Origin of the sequence: Trinickia acidisoli (genome assembly GCF_017315725.1) — a bacterium.
GTDB lineage: Bacteria > Pseudomonadota > Gammaproteobacteria > Burkholderiales > Burkholderiaceae > Trinickia > Trinickia acidisoli.
This window is the reverse complement of record NZ_JAFLRG010000001.1, coordinates 3,424,641-3,440,432: the sequence shown is the minus strand read 5'-3', so window position 1 is coordinate 3,440,432 and position 15,792 is coordinate 3,424,641. Positions and strand designations below refer to the sequence as shown.

General features: G+C 65.3%; 16 protein-coding genes and 1 riboswitch. Of the genes, 4 read left to right on the top strand and 12 right to left on the bottom strand.

What is annotated here, in order from left to right; translation table 11 throughout:
• Nucleotides 1-24: 24 nt before the first annotated feature.
• Nucleotides 25-918: a CorC family transporter gene (locus J3485_RS15765; protein WP_206954292.1), complete on the bottom strand. Its 894-nt coding sequence runs from the start codon at nt 916-918 to the stop codon at nt 25-27.
• Between the two features lie 181 nt (nt 919-1,099).
• On the opposite strand from J3485_RS15765, the gene J3485_RS15760 reads away from it, so the two are divergent.
• Nucleotides 1,100-1,708, top strand: a complete 609-nt coding sequence (locus tag J3485_RS15760; RefSeq protein ID WP_206954283.1) for a DUF4337 domain-containing protein — start codon at nt 1,100-1,102, stop codon at nt 1,706-1,708.
• 27 nt (nt 1,709-1,735) lie between these two features.
• Here J3485_RS15760 and J3485_RS15755 read toward each other — a convergent pair whose 3' ends face one another.
• The 5 genes from J3485_RS15755 to J3485_RS15735 all read right to left on the bottom strand — a co-directional run bounded on the left by J3485_RS15755 (nt 1,736) and on the right by J3485_RS15735 (nt 6,439).
• Nucleotides 1,736-2,389 (bottom strand): gamma-glutamylcyclotransferase, encoded by a 654-nt coding sequence (locus J3485_RS15755; RefSeq protein WP_206954280.1) that lies wholly within the window; start codon nt 2,387-2,389, stop codon nt 1,736-1,738.
• 13 nt (nt 2,390-2,402) lie between these two features.
• Nucleotides 2,403-2,885, bottom strand: coding sequence for an rRNA maturation RNase YbeY (ybeY, locus tag J3485_RS15750; RefSeq protein WP_206954272.1), 483 nt, complete (start codon nt 2,883-2,885; stop codon nt 2,403-2,405).
• A gap of 25 nt (nt 2,886-2,910) precedes the next feature.
• Entirely contained in the window at nt 2,911-3,972 is a 1,062-nt protein-coding gene (locus tag J3485_RS15745; protein ID WP_206954270.1) for a PhoH family protein, read from the bottom strand.
• 21 nt (nt 3,973-3,993) lie between these two features.
• On the bottom strand, nt 3,994-5,361 hold the full coding sequence (gene miaB, locus J3485_RS15740) for a tRNA (N6-isopentenyl adenosine(37)-C2)-methylthiotransferase MiaB (protein WP_206954269.1): 1,368 nt from the start codon (nt 5,359-5,361) through the stop codon (nt 3,994-3,996).
• A gap of 139 nt (nt 5,362-5,500) precedes the next feature.
• Nucleotides 5,501-6,439, bottom strand: a complete 939-nt coding sequence (locus J3485_RS15735; protein ID WP_206954266.1) for a LysR family transcriptional regulator — start codon at nt 6,437-6,439, stop codon at nt 5,501-5,503.
• A gap of 104 nt (nt 6,440-6,543) precedes the next feature.
• Between J3485_RS15735 and J3485_RS15730 the strand changes: the two genes are divergently transcribed.
• Together J3485_RS15730 and ribB are read left to right on the top strand one after the other, a co-directional pair.
• Complete coding sequence (locus J3485_RS15730) at nt 6,544-7,725, top strand: MFS transporter (protein WP_206954265.1); 1,182 nt, start codon at nt 6,544-6,546, stop codon at nt 7,723-7,725.
• A 187-nt stretch (nt 7,726-7,912) separates the two neighbouring features.
• A riboswitch (FMN riboswitch) is annotated at nt 7,913-8,081 on the top strand.
• A gap of 127 nt (nt 8,082-8,208) precedes the next feature.
• Nucleotides 8,209-8,910, top strand: coding sequence for a 3,4-dihydroxy-2-butanone-4-phosphate synthase (ribB, locus tag J3485_RS15725; RefSeq protein ID WP_206954263.1), 702 nt, complete (start codon nt 8,209-8,211; stop codon nt 8,908-8,910).
• Nucleotides 8,911-8,948: 38 nt separating this feature from the next.
• Here ribB and J3485_RS15720 read toward each other — a convergent pair whose 3' ends face one another.
• The 4 genes from J3485_RS15720 to glpD form a co-directional block, all read right to left on the bottom strand.
• Nucleotides 8,949-9,635 carry an HAD family hydrolase gene (locus J3485_RS15720; protein WP_206954261.1) on the bottom strand — a complete coding sequence of 229 codons (687 nt, stop codon included), beginning with the start codon at nt 9,633-9,635 and terminating at the stop codon, nt 8,949-8,951.
• A 193-nt stretch (nt 9,636-9,828) separates the two neighbouring features.
• A complete protein-coding gene (locus tag J3485_RS15715) occupies nt 9,829-10,536 on the bottom strand; it encodes an MIP/aquaporin family protein (RefSeq protein ID WP_206954259.1) in 708 nt (235 codons plus the stop codon).
• Between the two features lie 56 nt (nt 10,537-10,592).
• Nucleotides 10,593-12,092: a glycerol kinase GlpK gene (gene glpK, locus J3485_RS15710; RefSeq protein ID WP_206954256.1), complete on the bottom strand. Its 1,500-nt coding sequence runs from the start codon at nt 12,090-12,092 to the stop codon at nt 10,593-10,595.
• A 109-nt stretch (nt 12,093-12,201) separates the two neighbouring features.
• Entirely contained in the window at nt 12,202-13,758 is a 1,557-nt protein-coding gene (gene glpD / locus J3485_RS15705; RefSeq protein WP_206954249.1) for a glycerol-3-phosphate dehydrogenase, read from the bottom strand.
• 200 nt (nt 13,759-13,958) lie between these two features.
• Here glpD and J3485_RS15700 point away from each other — a divergent pair, with 200 nt between their 5' ends.
• Nucleotides 13,959-14,324, top strand: a complete 366-nt coding sequence (locus J3485_RS15700; protein WP_206954246.1) for a hypothetical protein — start codon at nt 13,959-13,961, stop codon at nt 14,322-14,324.
• 183 nt (nt 14,325-14,507) lie between these two features.
• On the opposite strand, the gene J3485_RS15695 is transcribed toward J3485_RS15700, so the two are convergent.
• Together J3485_RS15695 and J3485_RS15690 are read right to left on the bottom strand one after the other, a co-directional pair.
• On the bottom strand, nt 14,508-14,705 hold the full coding sequence (locus J3485_RS15695) for a hypothetical protein (protein ID WP_206954244.1): 198 nt from the start codon (nt 14,703-14,705) through the stop codon (nt 14,508-14,510).
• Nucleotides 14,706-14,994: 289 nt separating this feature from the next.
• The gene (locus J3485_RS15690) at nt 14,995-15,780 is read right to left on the bottom strand and encodes a DeoR/GlpR family DNA-binding transcription regulator (protein ID WP_206954242.1); all 786 of its coding nucleotides are present in this window, start codon (nt 15,778-15,780) and stop codon (nt 14,995-14,997) included.
• Nucleotides 15,781-15,792: the final 12 nt, after the last annotated feature.

Sequence of the window (15,792 nt, the reverse complement as noted above, 5' to 3'; positions counted from 1 at the left end):
AGTTTTTAGCGTCCCGCGCCGTCGTCAGGTCTGAACATGCTGCGCGTCACGTTCGCGCTGGCCCGCGAGCGGGTCGCGCCGCACGAGCAGCACATGAACCTGGCGCGCATCGCCGCGCAGGATCTCGAAAATGAGATCGTCGATGCGCACGCGCTCGCCGCGATGCGGCACGCGCCCGAAATGATGGGTCACGAGGCCGCCGATCGTATCGACTTCCTCATCCGAGAAATCCGTGCCGAACGCTTCGTTGAATTGCTCGATCTCGGTCAACGCACGCACGCGATAGCGGCCGTCGGGCGAGGCGATGATGTTGCCGCTTTCTTCGTCGAAGTCGTATTCGTCCTCGATGTCGCCGACGATTTGCTCGAGCACGTCTTCGATCGTGATCAGCCCGGCGACGCCGCCGTATTCGTCGACGACGATCGCAAGATGATTGCGGTTCATGCGGAAGTCGTGCAGCAGCACGTTCAACCGCTTCGCTTCGGGAATGAACACGGCCGGGCGCAGCATGCCGCGCACGTCGAACGATTCCTCGGCGTAATAGCGCAGTAAATCTTTTGCGAGCAGCACGCCGATGATGTTGTCGCGGTTGCCCTCGTAGACGGGGTACCGCGAGTGCTCCTTTTCGAGGACGAACGGGATGAACTCGTCGGGGCGGTGCTCGATGTCGATCGCGTCCATCTGTGCCCGCGGCACCATGATGTCGCGCGCGCAAAGATCGGATACCTGGAAGACGCCTTCGATCATCGAGAGCGAATCGGCGTCGATCAAATTGCGCTCGTGCGCGTCTTGCAGGATTTCGAGCAGCTCGGCCCGCGATTCGGGCTCGGGCGAAATGAGATCGGTCAGACGCTCGAGCAGCGAGCGTTTCTCGGGGGGCTTGTCGGTATGGCGTCGACTGGGATAGGCGTCGTTCATGGCGATGCGTCCGGAACGGCTGGACGCGTGGTCAACGGAGAGTTAAGGATACACCACGCAAAAGTAGCACCATGCCGGCAGACGGTCCTGCTAAAGTGCGCGACACGCGCCGTCCGGCGCGCGCGGGCCGACGGCATCATCGCTATCGCCACCGTTTCTACCTTGTTTGCGCGAAAGAAATATGTCGGAAGAGTTTGAAGTGCGCGGGCCCCACGAAGAGGCTCTCGAACATGCGGGGCACGGCCACGGTCACGGGCAAGCGCATGGCGGTGCGCCGTCCGATCCGTTCGCGGGCCGCATCGCCGTCATGACGGCCGTGCTGGCGACGGTCGGTGCCGTGTTTTCGTATCAGGGCGGCTCGACCGAGGGGCTCGCGCTCTTCTACAAGAACGAGGCCGCGATCCGCAAGACCGAGGCCGCGAACCAGTGGAGCTACTACCAGGCCAAGGGCGAGAAGCAGAATCTCGCTGAGCTGGGCGCCGCGCTGACGGCGGCGGATCCGAAGGCGAGCGCCAAGTTTGCGGCCGACGTCGCCAAATACGCGCAGCAGAAGACGGACATTCGGGCGCATGCCGAAGCGCTCGAAAAAACCGTGGCGCAGGCCGATGCGGACAGCGAGCGGCAACTGCATTTGCACCATCGGTGGGCACAAGCGACGACGCTCACGCAAATCGCGATCTCGCTCGCCGCCATCACGCTGCTCACGCGCCGCCGCTGGCTGCTCGGCGCAGCGCTCGGCGCGGCCGGGCTCGGCGCGCTCGTCGGCGCGGCTGCATTCCTCGGGTATTGATGGGCGTCGCCCGTGCGGCGGCGCGTTTCAAAGACAGCGTTCGAGCAGCGCCTCGAGCGCCCGGTCGGGCATGCCGCATTCGCGCAGCGCTCCGACGGTGCGGCGGACGTAGTCGAGCGTCGTGCCGTAACGGCCTTGAGCGCAGTTCAGCACCGCCTTGACGATTTCATCGGACAATTTCCCCGTGTAAGTCGGCACGTCGCGCCGCATGACGAACGCGAGCGCTTTGACGCGGCGTCCGTCTGCGAGCCAGCACGGCAGCCATGCCGGCCGATACGATCCCATCGGCATCTCGCGCCGCCAAAGCGCCTCCAAGTGCGGCGCGGCGCCGTCTCCCGCCAGCCGGAATGCCATGCCGGTGCAAGAGCCGCCGCGGTCGAGCGCCAGCACGAGACCGGGTTGCTCCGGCGTGCCGCGGTTCACGCGCGACCACAGGTACAGCCCTCGGTGATAGCCGCGCACCCGCGCGCGCACGGTTTCGGCGGCCGGCATACCCGGGTTCCAGATCAGCGACCCATAGCCGAACAGCCACATATCGCTTTTGCCGTTCCAGTGCTTCATCGTCTCTGCGAGCGAACGGGCGAGTTCGGCGTCGCTGAGCAGCCGGGCTTCGCCGAGCATGGGCGGATAGCCCGTGCAGGGAGGCGAGAGGGGGGCGGGGGGCTGGCTCGTGTCGGACATCGCGCGCAAATCGTCAGCGGGAACGGTCTCCATATGGATCGGCGAAGCCGAGCCGGCCGAGGATGTCGGTTTCGAGCGCCTCCATTTCCTCCGCCTCGTCGTCGTTTTCGTGATCGTAGCCCTGCGCATGCAGCGTACCGTGCACGATCATGTGCGCGTAGTGCGCGACGAGCGGCTTGCCTTGTTCAGACGCCTCGCGCTCGATCACGGAGCAGCAGAGCACGAGATCGCCGGAGACGGGATCGCTTTCGCTCTCCGCGTAGGCGAACGTCAGCACGTTCGTCGCATAATCCTTGCCGCGATAGGTGCGGTTCAGCAGGCGGCCTTCGTCGGCATCGACTAGCCGGACCGTCAGTTCGCCGTCGGCGAATAACGCCGCCTTGATCCAGCGCGCGACGTCCGCACGAGAAACCGCGGCCTTGTGCTCGGGAAATGCCTTGGCGGCGGGAAACTGCAACGTCAGTTTCAGTTGCGGCGTACGTGTCTTGTCGGTCATTCGGTCAATCGCGTTGTGGCGGCCGTCAGCGCCCGTCGATCGGCGTTGCGTCGTCTTTTCTCGTGTGCTGGTCGTACGCTTCGACGATACGAGCGACGAGCGGATGGCGCACGACGTCTGCGCTCGTGAAGCGCGTCAGCGCAATCCCGCGCACGTTCGAGAGCACCTGCTGCGCCTCGATGAGGCCGCTCTTTGCGCCGCGCGGCAAGTCGATCTGCGTCGTATCGCCGGTGACGACGGCCTTCGAGCCGAAGCCGATGCGCGTGAGGAACATCTTCATCTGCTCGGGCGTCGTGTTTTGCGCTTCGTCGAGGATGATGAAGGCATGGTTGAGCGTACGCCCGCGCATGTAGGCAAGCGGCGCGATTTCGATCATTTGCCGCTCGAACATCTTGGCCGTCTTGTCGAAGCCGAGCAGATCGTAGAGCGCGTCGTAGAGCGGGCGCAGGTACGGATCGACCTTCTGCGCGAGGTCGCCCGGCAAAAAGCCGAGCCGCTCGCCCGCTTCGACCGCGGGACGCGTCAGCACGATGCGCTTGACCTGGTCGCGTTCGAGCGAGTCGACGGCGCAAGCGACGGCGAGGTACGTCTTGCCGGTGCCCGCGGGCCCGACGCCGAACGTGACGTCGTGCGAGACGATTTGCTTCAGGTACTCGCGCTGCGCCGGTGTGCGGCCGCGCAAATCGGCGCGGCGCGTGTAGAGCTTCGGGCCAAGCTCTTCGATGCTTTCGTCATCGAGGCCCGCCGGTTCGTCGAATGGGTGGTCGGGATCGTAGCGGCCCGGGCCCCCTTCGTCTTGTCGCGCATCCGTGCCGCGGTTGCCCGGATGACGCGCTTCGACGAGCGCGAGCTGAATGTCGTCGACCGACAGCGGCTCGCGCGCGCGGTTGTAGAACGTTTCGAGTGCGCCGAGCGCAACTTTCGCGCCGCGTCCGCGAATCGAGATCCGATGGCCGCGCCGCTGCAGCGTGACGTCGAGCGCTTGCTCGATCTGCCGCAGGTTTTCGTCGAGCGGCCCGCAAAGGTTGGCAAGGCGCGCGTTGTCGTCGTGCGGTGCGGTGAATTCCAGGGACGGGGCGGTCTTCAAGGCGAGAGTGCGTTCCTTAATTTAAGCGACGGGCTGCGCATGCTTCGCGAGCACGAGCTCGCCGCGCAGCGAATGGGGATAGGCGCGCGTGATGCGCACGTCGATCATCTGGCCGATCAGCCGTGCATGCGAGGCCACCGGTGCCGGGAAGTTGACGACGCGGTTGTTGGCCGTGCGGCCCGCGAGTTCGGTCGGATCCTTGCGCGCGGGACGCTCGACGAGGATCCGCTCGACGTTGCCGACCATCGATTCGCTGATGCGCACGACGTTGGCATCGATCGTCGCCTGCAAATGTTGCAGGCGTTCGAGCTTGACTTCGCGAGGCGTGTCGTCGTGCAGGTTCGCGGCCGGCGTGCCGGGGCGCGGGCTGTAGATGAACGAGAAGCTCGTGTCGTAGCTCATCTCGCCCACGAGCGCCATCGTCTTGTCGAAGTCGCTTTGCGTTTCGCCGGGAAAGCCGACGATGATGTCGGTGGACAGCGAGAGGTCGGGCCGAATCGCGCGCAAGCGGCGGATCACCGATTTGTACTCGAGCACCGTGTAGCCGCGCTTCATCGCCATCAAGATGCGGTCGGAGCCGTGCTGCACCGGCAAGTGCAGATGCGAGACGAGCTTGTCCACCTTCGCATAGACGTCGATGAGGCGCTGCGTGAACTCTTTCGGATGCGATGTGGTGTAGCGGATGCGTTCGATGCCGGGAATATCGGCGACGTACTCGATCAACGTCGCGAAGTCGGCGATCTCCGTCGCGCCGGCCGTGAGCGCGCCGCGATAGGCGTTCACGTTTTGGCCGAGCAGCGTGACTTCGCGCACGCCTTGGTCGGCGAGGCCGGCGATTTCGGTCAGCACGTCGTCGAGCGGACGCGAGACTTCGTCGCCGCGCGTGTAGGGCACGACGCAGTAGCTGCAGTACTTGCTGCAGCCTTCCATGATCGAGACGAACGCGCTCGGACCGTCGACGCGCGCGGGCGGCAGATGATCGAACTTCTCGATTTCGGGAAACGAGATGTCGACTTGCGCGCGGCCGCTCGCGCGGCGCGCATCGATCATCTGCGGTAGCCGATGCAGCGTTTGCGGACCGAACACGAGGTCGACGTAAGGCGCGCGGGAGACGATCGCCGCGCCCTCCTGGCTCGCGACGCAGCCGCCGACGCCGATCAGCAAGTCGGGTTTCGCCTCTTTGAGCTCGCGCACGCGGCCGAGATCGGAGAAGACCTTTTCCTGCGCCTTCTCGCGCACGGAACAGGTGTTGAAGAGGATGACGTCCGCGTCTTCGGGGGAATCCGTCTTGACGAGTCCTTCGGCGGCGCCGAGTACGTCGACCATTTTGTCGGAGTCGTACTCGTTCATTTGGCAGCCGAAGGTCTTTACATAAACTTTCTTGGTCATGAAGCTCGCCGTTCGCAGTGGTTGACCTGGGGGCGTAGGTAAGTGACGGAAGCCGATAAAGCCGCCGCATAACCCGACATTATAGCCGGTCGGGCGTCGCGCTCCCGGGCCCCCATGGGGCAGCGACCGTTCGAGGCGCCTACCGTTCGGCTCCCGGCAGTTGCGACCAGTCGCGCTCGGCCTGCGCGAACCGCTCGACCAGGAAGTCGAGCAGCGCCCGCACGCGCGGCGGCCGGTAGCGGTTGCGGTGAAACAGCGCGTGCAGCGGCGTATCCCACGCGTAGCGCCACTCTGGCAGCACGATCCGCAACCGGCCCGCGCGCAGATCGGCGCCGATGTCCCAGAGCGATTTCAGGACGATGCCGTAGCCGTCGACAGCCCAGATGCGCGTGACGGCACCGTCGTTCGTCTCGCGCGAGGTCTCGAGCGGCGCGATGTAATCCTCGGTTACGCCATCGCGAACGAAGCGCCACTCGTTGAGCGGTCCCGACGCGATCGTCAGCACGATGCATTGAAATCGCGCCAGATCGGCCGGAGAAACCGGCTCGCCATGCCGCTCCAAATAGCCGGGCGATGCGACGAGCACGCGCCGGTTCGTCGCGAGCGGCCGCGCGATCAGCGACGTATCCTCGCGCGGGCTACCGAAGCGGATCGCGAGGTCGATATCGTCCTGCAGCAGATTCGAGACAGAATCGGCGAGCGTCAGCGCGAACGTGACGTCGGGATAGCGCGCGTTGAACTCGTCGAGCCACGCCATCAGCAAATTGCGGCCGAAATCCGACGTCGTCGAAATGCGGATTTTGCCGCGCACGACGGTGCTGCCGGCCTGCAATTCGGCGTCGGCGTCGTCGAGCGCTTGCAGCGCGCGCATGCAGTGCCGCAAATACAGGCGCCCCTCGTCGGTCAACCGCAACCGCCGCGTCGTGCGCTCGAACAGCCGGGTCGAGAGCGCGGCCTCGAGCTTGGCCAGGCGAGCGCTGGCCGCGGCCGGCGTCAGGCCGAGCTTGCGCCCCGCCGCGGAAATGCCGCCGAGCCGGGCCGCTGCGACGAAAAGGCGAATGTCGCCGAGTCGATCCATCGATTATTCGATTTTGTTTGAAGATGATTCAAGCATGGGCCTCATTATCAAACCATGCTGTTGTTCCGACAATACCGGTTTACGTCACTTTCGCGGGAGCCGCCATGCCCATCCCTTTGCTGGCGCTCGCATTGAGCGCTTTTGCCATCGGCACGACTGAGTTCATCATCATGGGCCTGTTGCCCGACGTCGCGCGCGATCTGGCCGTCTCGATTCCGTCGGCCGGCTTGCTCGTGTCCGGCTACGCACTGGGCGTCGCCGTCGGCGCGCCCATCCTTGCCGTGCTGACGAGCAAGCTGCCGCGCAAGGCGGCGCTGCAGTGGTTGATGGTCGTGTTCGTCGTCGGCAACGTCTTGTGCGCCGTCGCGGGCGACTATCGGATGCTGATGATGGCGCGTGTCGTGACATCGTTCGCGCACGGCTCGTTCTTCGGCATCGGCGCTGTCGTCGCCGCGTCGCTCGTGGCGCGCGAAAAGCAGGCAAGCGCGATCGCGCTGATGTTTACGGGGCTCACGCTCGCCAACGTGCTCGGCGTGCCGTTCGGCACGTTCGTCGGGCAATCGTGGGGCTGGCGCCTGTCGTTCTGGATCGTGGCCGGTCTCGGTGTGCTCTCGCTCGCGGGCGTGACCGCGCTGGTTCCGAACCAGCGCGATACCGGCCCCGTCGGCCTTGCCCGCGAAGTGCGCGTGCTCAAGGAGCCGCAGGTGTGGCTCGCGCTTGCGATGACCGTGCTCGGCTTCGGCGGCGTGTTCGTCGTCTTCACGTATATCGCGCCGATTCTCGAGCAGGTCACGGGCTTTTCGCCGCACGCCGTCACGCTGATTCTCGTGCTGTTCGGCGCGGGCCTGACCGTCGGCAATGTCGTCGGCGGCAAGCTGGCCGACCGTGCGCTGATGCCCTCGCTCATGGGCATTCTCGCCCTGCTGGCGCTCGTGATGGCCGTATTCGCGAAGACGAGTCACCTCGCCGTGCCCGCGGCCGTCACGATATTCGTGTGGGGCATCGCCGCGTTTGCAACCGTGCCGCCGCTGCAAATGCGCGTCGTCGAAAAGGCGAGCCATGCGCCGCACCTGGCTTCGACACTGAATATCGGCGCCTTCAACGTCGGCAACGCAATGGGCGCTTGGCTCGGCGGCCTCGCGCTCACGCACGGCGCGAAGCTCGACGTGCTGCCATGGGTCGCCGTTGCGGTGACCGTCGCGGCGCTTGCGGTGACGCTGCTCGCCGCTTACCTCGACACGCGTCGTGCGCGTGCGCTGCGGACCGTGACGCAGTGCGTTTCCTGAGGTGCGCAGCCGCGACAGAGCGGCTGCTAGGGGCGCGCCTCGAGTTCGACTCCTTGTCCGCCATCGAGCCGATCCGTAGTTGCCGCGGTGCAACAGAGCCCGCGCCGCCCTGAGGGCTTTGTCCGAGGTGCGGGTGAGCCTCGTGTATGCTCTTTTGGGCCGGCTCGGTGCCGGCTCAACATACTCAGTGCGTCTTCAGGGCGGGGCGAAATTCCCCACCGGCGGTATGTCGGCCATGTGCCGGCGAGCCCGCGAGCGCCTGCGGCGATCGGCCTTCCAGGCCGGCTCGCGCGGGGTCAGCAGATCTGGTGCGATGCCAGGGCCGACGGTCACAGTCCGGATGGAAGAAGATGCGCAGACAGTCGCGTTCGCCGCCTCGCTCGGCTCGGCATGCTTTGCTGCGCCGAGGGCGGTGGCATTCGTGCCGGTTTGCGATGCCCTGAAACGTTTTTCGCCATTTTTCTCTCGCGAGGAGCGTTTCACATGTCTTTACCCGTTTCCACGGCGTTCGCCGAACTTCCCTTTCTCGATTCCGCGTTGATGCCCCCGCGCATCGCCCGTGCACTCGATGCGCTACGCGAGGGCTGCGCCGTCGTCTTGCAGGACGATCACGACCGCGAAAACGAGGCCGATCTCATCGTGGCCGCCGAGCGCCTGACCGTCGAGACGATGGCGCTCTTGATTCGCGAGTGCAGCGGAATCGTCTGCCTGTGCTTGCCCGACGAAACGATCCGCGCGCTCGAGTTGCCGCCGATGGTCGCACACAACGAGAGCCGGCACGGCACGGCGTTCACGGTATCGATCGAGGCGCGCCATGGTGTCAGCACGGGCGTATCGGCCGCCGATCGCGTGACGACGATCCGCTCCGCCATCGCTCCAGACGCGAAGCCCGAGGACATCGTGCGCCCCGGCCATGTGTTCCCGTTGCGTGCACAACCAGGCGGCGTGCTCGTGCGCCGAGGCCACACCGAAGGCACGGTCGATCTCGCGGTGCTCGCGGGCTTGTCGCCGGCGGGCGTACTTTGCGAGCTGATGAACGAGGACGGCACGATGACCCGCGGCGCCGACGTCGAGCGTTTCGCCGCCAGGCATGGCTTGCCGATGCTGACGATCGAGGAACTCGTCGCGTTTCGCCGCGCGCTGGCCACCGCGCGCGAGCGCGAATGCTGCGCGAGCGAGGCGTGACGACGACACGATGACGCACTCGGGCGCGGCGAATCCGTCTACGACTGGAGTTGCCCGAACTCGCCGCGCAATCCGGCGGCGATGAGCGTGGGCAACTGTTCCATGCGCTCGACAATGCGTGTGACGCCCAGATTGCGCAGCACCTGCGCGTAGCCCTTGGGGACGTGGCTCGCGCCGACGAACGCGATCGTCTTCATGCCGGCGGCGCGGGCCGCGGACAGGCCCGTCACGCTATCTTCAATGACGAGACAGCGTTCGGGCGCGACGCCGAGTTCACGCGCGGCATGCAAGTAGACATCGGGATGCGGCTTCGGCCGCGCGACTTGCTCGGCGCTGAATACGCGCGGCCCGAAGACGTCGGCGAGCCCGGCGCGCGCAAGCGATGCCGCGATGCGTGCGAGCCGGCTGTTCGAGACGACGGCCGCCGGCAGCGGCACGCGTTCGAGGGCGTCGCGTGCGCCTGCGATCGGGGCGAGCGAGCGCTTGAGCTCGGCTTCGATGCCGCGCTCGACGCCGGCAAGAAAGCCGTCGGGAATCGCGATCTCGAATCGCGATTCGAGATCGGCAAGAAAGGTCGACGTTCGCTGACCGAACGCCGAATGGGCGACGGGATTGAAATCGATGGAGGGGAATTCGGCCGACAGAGCGTGCAGCAGCACGCGGTCGGCAATCACTTCACTGTCGACGAGCACGCCGTCGCAGTCGCAGATGAGATGGTCGAACATGAAGAAAAAGGGCGCACGCTGGTGGCCGGCCTAACCCCGTAGCGCGCTTTGTTGTGTAATAAGACCCCCATGATACGGTATTGGCGTTTTTGCGCCCCGCTTCTCATCCTAGTTTTCAGCCTAGTGCCCAGCTTGGTGCGACGATCGGGGCGCTCGCCTTCGCCTATTCGCAAGACGGCGCGCCCCGGGTGGCTCAGTGCGCGTGCACGTACACCCAAGATGCCATCGCGCCGCCCATGAGCGGGCCGAACACCGGCACCCAGGCGTAGCGCCAGTCGCTGCCGCGCTTGCCTGGAATCGGCAGCAGCGCGTGCATGAGACGCGGGGCGAGGTCGCGGGCGGGGCTCATCGCGTAGCCCGTCGGGCCGCCGAGGGAAATGCCGATACCGAGCACGAGCAAGCCGACGGGCAGGGCGTCGAGCGCGCCGAGCCCCACTTGCGGCGAGGCGAGATAAAGCACGCCGAGGATCAGCACGAAGGTGCAGATCATTTCGGTCATCACATTGTGCGGGACGCTGCGAATCGCGGGCGCCGTGCAGAAGCAGGCGAGCTTGATGTCGGCATCTTCCGTCGACGAAAAGTGCTGGCGATAGGCGAGCCAGACGAGAAACGCGCCGGCCATGCCGCCGAGCATCTGCGCGGTGATATAGCCCGCCACCTTGCTCCAGGCGAACTTGCCGGCGAGCGCGAGGCTGATCGTCACGACGGGATTCAGATGCGCGCCGCTGAACGAGGCCGTCACGTAGACGGCAACGAACACGGCCATCGCCCAGCCCCAGACGATGACGATCAGATCGGCGCCCTTGCCCTTCGTGCGCGCGAGCAGCACGTTGGCGACGGAGCCGTTGCCGAGTAGCACGAGCAGTGCGGTGCCCAGAAATTCCGCGATCAGGGGTGACATGGTTATGTGTCTCCGGAATGACTATGGTGGTTGATTGTTGGTCGAGTTACGCGCGCTCAGCTTGCGTCGGCCCACGCCTTGGCGGCGTTGACGGCCCGCTGCCAGCCCGCGGTGCATAGCTGCACGTCGGCCTGCTGCATGGCCGGCGAGAAGCGGCGATCGAGCTGCCATTGGCTTTGGAGCTCGCCCACGTTGCCCCAATAGCCGACGGCGAGGCCCGCGAGGTAGGCGGCGCCGAGCGCCGTCGTTTCGCTGATGCGTGGACGCACGGCCGCCACGCCGAGCAAGTCGGATTGGAACTGCATGAGCAGATTGTTCGCGCAGGCGCCGCCGTCGACGCGTAACTCGCCGATCTTGATGCCCGAATCGGCTTCCATCGCTTTGAGCACGTCGAGCGATTGATAGGCGATCGAATCGAGCGCGGCGCGGGCGATGTGGGCACTCGTCGTGCCGCGCGTCACGCCGAACAGCGTGCCGCGTGCGCGCGGATTCCAATGCGGCGCGCCGAGGCCGGCGAACGCGGGCACGAGATAGACGCCGTCGCTGTGTTCGACGCTGCTTGCCAGCGCTTCGATTTCCGATGCACTCTTGATGATGCCCAGGCCGTCGCGCAGCCATTGCACGACGGCACCCGCGATGAAAATGCTGCCTTCGAGCGCGTAGTTGACTTCGTTGCCGATCTGCCACGCGAGCGTCGTGACGAGGTTGTTCTTCGATTCGATGGGTTTCTCGCCCGTGTTCATCATCAGGAAGCAGCCGGTGCCGTAGGTGTTCTTGACCATGCCCGTCTTCGTGCACATTTGCCCGAACAGCGCGGCCTGTTGATCGCCTGCGATGCCCGCGAGCGGAATCTTCGAGGCGAAGACGGTCGTTACCGTCGAGCCATACACCTCGGACGACGCGCGCACCTCGGGCAGCATGCTGCGCGGAATGTCGAGTGCCTCGAGCAAGTCGCTATCCCATTGCATCGTGTGAATGTTGAACAGCATCGTGCGCGACGCGTTGGTGACGTCGGTGATGTGCAGCGCATGCTTCGTGAAGTTCCAGACGAGCCAACTGTCGACCGTGCCGAACGCGAGCTTGCCTTGCTTGGCCTTCTCTCGCGCGCCGTCGACGTTATCGAGAATCCAGCGGATTTTGGTGGCGGAGAAGTAGGCATCGATCGGTAGCCCCGTCTTCGCCCGCACCTTCTCTTCGAGTCCTTGCGCTTTCAATTGATCGCAGAGCCCGGCGGTGCGGCGGTCTTGCCAGACGATTGCGTTGTAGATCGGCTGGCCCGTCTCGCGATCCCAGACGATCGTGGTTTCGCGCTGGTTCGTGATGCCGATGGCGGCGATGGCCGTGCCGTTGACACCCGCGCGCGTGACGGCCTCGGCCGCGACGCCGGCTTGCGTCGACCAGATCTCCTGCGGGTCGTGCTCGACCCAGCCCGGCTGCGGGTAGATCTGGCGGAATTCCTTCTGAGCGACCGAGACGATGTTGCCCTTGTGGTCGAACAGCATGGCACGCGAGCTCGTGGTGCCTTGGTCCAGCGCGAGGATGTATTGATCCTGCATTGTCTCTTCTCCATGTGTTGTCGTGATATGCCGTGGGCGTCAGCCGCGCAAGGCTACGGGGTGCATCAGGTCATGCGGGTACTGCCATTCGGGAACCGGCTTTGCGCGCTCAGCCGGCCAATGCGGACGGAGTGCGCTGCGCACTCGATATCGGTGAACGAGCGAACCAGGCGTCGATCTCGCTCGCCACGTGCTCGATCGTGTCCGGCCGCAGATGCAGGCCGATCTTCGAGCGGCGCCAGAGAATGTCCTCGGCGCTGCGTGCCCATTCGACGTCGCGCAGATAGCGCAACTCTTGTTCGAACAAGCCCGGCGCGAATTCCTGGCCGAGCTCCGCGAGCGTCTTGGCCGTGCCGAGCAGCTTGGTTGCGCGCGTGCCGTAGGCCCGTGCGTAGCGGCGGGCGAGGTCAGCCGGTAGCCACGGATGTTCGTTTGCGAACTTTGCGGCGAACGGCTCGAATTTCGCGTGGGGAATGTCGCCGCCGGGCAGCGGCGCGCGCGCAGCCGTCCAAGCGCCTTTGGCGATCGGCATGACCGACGCCAGACGGTCGACCGCTTCTTCCGCGAGCTTGCGAAACGTGGTGATCTTGCCGCCGAAGACCGACAGCAGCGGCGCCTCGCCGGTGCCTGCGTCGAGTTCGAGCCGGTAATCGCGCGTGACGGCCGAGGGGTTGTCGGCCCCTTCCTCCTCGAGCAGCGGCCGCACGCCCGAGTAGGTCCAGCAGACATCGGCCGGCGTGATCTTGCGCTTGAAGTAGCGGTTGATCGATTCGCACAGGTAGCGCGTTTCGTCTTCGGTGATGGCGACTTTCGACGGATCGCCGTGATATTCGATGTCGGTGGTGCCGATCAGCGTGAATTCGCGTTCGTAGGGAATCGCAAAAATGATCCGCTTGTCGGGGTTCTGGAAGATATAGGCGTGATCGTGGTCGAACAGACGCCGCGTCACGATGTGGCTGCCCTTGACGAGCCGTACGCTGTGGTGCGCGCCACGGCCGAGCGCATCGTGCAGTAGTTGGCCCACCCACGGGCCCGCCGCGTTCGCGATGGCGCCGGCCCGGACGTCGAGACGCGAACCGTCGGCGCGCGACAATTGCGCATGCCACTCGCCGCCCGCGCGCACCGCCCCGACGAGCTTCGTGCGCGTGAGCACGGCCGCGCCGCGCTCCGCGGCGTCGAGCGCGTTGAGCACGACGAGGCGCGCATCGTCGACCCAGCCGTCCGAATAAACGAAGCCGCGCGAGATCGAATCGACGAGCGGTGCGCCGGCCGCATGGCGGCGCATATCGATGCCGCGGGACCCGGGAAGCAGTTCGCGACGCGCGAGATGGTCGTAAAGGAACAGGCCCGCGCGGATGAGCCAGGCCGGGCGCAGATTCGGCATGTGCGGCATCACGAAGCGCAGCGGCCACATGATGTGCGGGGCCGTGCGCAACAGCGTTTCGCGCTCCTGCAGCGCCTTGCGCACGAGGCCGAACTCCTTGTACTCGAGGTAGCGCAACCCGCCGTGTATGAGTTTCGTGCTCGAGGACGACGTATGCGAGGCCAGATCGTGCTGCTCGACGAGCAGCACGGACAAGCCGCGTCCGGCTGCGTCGCGCGCGATGCCCGCACCATTGATCCCGCCGCCCACGACGAGCAGATCGTATCGACTGCCATGCGTCACTTGCTCTGTCCCCTCTGATGCCCTACGGCTATCGCTGAAATAAAACGAACCTATCAATGTTCGTTTGCGAAATTTAACGAACATATTCGAAAAAGTAAAGGCGGCGTTTAGGGTTCGAATTCGAACCGAGCATGCAGGCATGGGTGAAACGGGCGCGCGAAGGGGCTACCATTTCGAAAAAGCGACTTCAGAGGTGTGCGATGCGTGGATGGATGACGGCGGTGGCGTGTGTAGGCACGATGCTCGTGTCCGGGTGCGTTGGCGTGTTCGCGGGGACGCCCAGTTTCTCGGCGCTTCAGGCGACATGCGGCGGCGCGCAGCCGGACTATGGCGCGGATGCGCAGCCTGTGTATTCGGCGTTGTTCGATGCATACGTGGCACACCGCCACGGGCGCCTTTCGCAGGGCGATTACTGCGGATTCGAAAGCGACATCGCGAGCCACTACCGCGCGCGCGAGGCCGGTGGCCCCGATGCGAAGCGCGTATGGGCGGAGTACTTCAACGCTCAGCGGGCGAAAGCGATCGGTTGGCGGGCGCAGGTCGACCCGACGTTGCGCGGCGGGTAGTCGCGCGGCGAACGGCGCGATGCGCGACCTTGGCCGCGAGGCGGACGCGCACGGCGGCAACGAGTCAACGCCTCGACTCGTTTTCAGCTACGGTTCGGATGAGATGGCGGCTGCGCATGGCCCGCGCGAGGGCGCTAGAGCCCATGCGCGCAACCGCGGCAGCGGCAAAAAGCCAAGCGGAAGCTAGGAGAAGCGTTTGATCGCGCGAATCGCCGAGTCGCCGGACTCGGTCAAGCGCCATTGCTGATGGCCCGAGCCGAGACTTTCGAGTTGCACGAGTTGCTGCTCGAGCAGGGCGTCGAGTTCTTCGCGGTCCATATCGACTTGGTTGGGGGCGTCCTTGACGAGTAGCAACGTGGCGAATTCATGCGGACTCAGCATTGTTCTCTCCATGGGCAATCGGATTGCCTCGGCAGCGGCTGTTCGGCTGCCGTGCGCTCAACCTATCGGGAGTAGGCAAGCGATCGTCTCGGCACGCGTTCGGCATCTCGGCACGCATGCGTCGGGGAACTGGAGTGTAGTCAAGCGCCCGTTTATATCCAAATCGTCCCCTGAAAATTTTCCGTTTGACAACGCTGCCGTAGGGAAGCGGTTCGCCTATCGCGGCAACTTCGCGAATTTACTTGAGCTTTCGCGTGCGATGCAGCATGGAATAAGGCGCCCGCCCTGCTCAATCGGTCTTAGCGACATACACTTGGGTGCCGGCCGCCGCGAGCGTCTCGGCGATCTCCGGCGGCGCCGGTTGATCGGTGAACAGCGCGTCGATCTGGCTCAGGTGGCCTTGGCGCACGAGGGCGGGGCGGCCGAACTTCGAGTGATCGGCGGCCAGGAAGGCGGTGCGGGCATGCTCGATGATGGCCTCCGACACGCGCACTTCGCGCGTGTCGAAGTCGCGCAGCGTGCCGTCGAACTCGATGCCCGACGTGCCGATGATCGCGAAGTCGACTTTGAATTGCCGGATGAAATCGATGGCCAGCTCGCCTACGATGCCCTTGTCCCACGGGCGCACGATGCCGCCCGTGATGAGCACCTCGCATTCGGGATAGCCGCTCATCATGTTGGCGACGTTCAGGTTGTTCGTGATGACGCGCAGGCCGCGGTGCCGGTTCAAGGCGCGCGCGACTTCCTCGGTCGTCGTGCCGAGGTTGATGAACAGCGAGGCCTGATCGGGGATGTGGGTGGCGACGAGCGCGCCGATGCGGCGCTTTTCATCATGGAACATGCGCTGGCGCGCCGTGTACGAGACGTTCTCGGAACTCGTCGGCAGTGTCGCGCCGCCGTGGTAGCGGCGCAGCAGATTCATGTCGGCGAGCCAGTTGACGTCGCGGCGAATCGTTTGCGGCGTGACATTGAAGTGCGAAGCCAGGTCATCGACCGTCACGAAGCCGTCGCGCTGCACCCAGTCGAGCAACGCCTGTTGGCGTGCGTTCAGGCTCAGGCGTGGGTCTCGGCTCATGGCATGCGGCAG

What these genes read in the sequence shown, in the direction of transcription:
- J3485_RS15765 (WP_206954292.1), bottom strand. Translation starts at nt 918, where the DNA reads ATGAACGACGCCTATCCCAGTCGACGCCATACCGACAAGCCCCCCGAG.
- J3485_RS15760 (WP_206954283.1), top strand. Translation starts at nt 1,100, where the DNA reads ATGTCGGAAGAGTTTGAAGTGCGCGGGCCCCACGAAGAGGCTCTCGAA.
- J3485_RS15755 (WP_206954280.1), bottom strand. Translation starts at nt 2,389, where the DNA reads ATGTCCGACACGAGCCAGCCCCCCGCCCCCCTCTCGCCTCCCTGCACG.
- ybeY (WP_206954272.1), bottom strand. Translation starts at nt 2,885, where the DNA reads ATGACCGACAAGACACGTACGCCGCAACTGAAACTGACGTTGCAGTTT.
- miaB (WP_206954269.1), bottom strand. Translation starts at nt 5,361, where the DNA reads ATGACCAAGAAAGTTTATGTAAAGACCTTCGGCTGCCAAATGAACGAG.
- J3485_RS15735 (WP_206954266.1), bottom strand. Translation starts at nt 6,439, where the DNA reads ATGGATCGACTCGGCGACATTCGCCTTTTCGTCGCAGCGGCCCGGCTC.
- J3485_RS15730 (WP_206954265.1), top strand. Translation starts at nt 6,544, where the DNA reads ATGCCCATCCCTTTGCTGGCGCTCGCATTGAGCGCTTTTGCCATCGGC.
- ribB (WP_206954263.1), top strand. Translation starts at nt 8,209, where the DNA reads ATGTCTTTACCCGTTTCCACGGCGTTCGCCGAACTTCCCTTTCTCGAT.
- J3485_RS15720 (WP_206954261.1), bottom strand. Translation starts at nt 9,635, where the DNA reads ATGTTCGACCATCTCATCTGCGACTGCGACGGCGTGCTCGTCGACAGT.
- J3485_RS15715 (WP_206954259.1), bottom strand. Translation starts at nt 10,536, where the DNA reads ATGTCACCCCTGATCGCGGAATTTCTGGGCACCGCACTGCTCGTGCTA.
- glpK (WP_206954256.1), bottom strand. Translation starts at nt 12,092, where the DNA reads ATGCAGGATCAATACATCCTCGCGCTGGACCAAGGCACCACGAGCTCG.
- J3485_RS15700 (WP_206954246.1), top strand. Translation starts at nt 13,959, where the DNA reads ATGCGTGGATGGATGACGGCGGTGGCGTGTGTAGGCACGATGCTCGTG.
- J3485_RS15695 (WP_206954244.1), bottom strand. Translation starts at nt 14,705, where the DNA reads ATGCTGAGTCCGCATGAATTCGCCACGTTGCTACTCGTCAAGGACGCC.
- J3485_RS15690 (WP_206954242.1), bottom strand. Translation starts at nt 15,780, where the DNA reads ATGAGCCGAGACCCACGCCTGAGCCTGAACGCACGCCAACAGGCGTTG.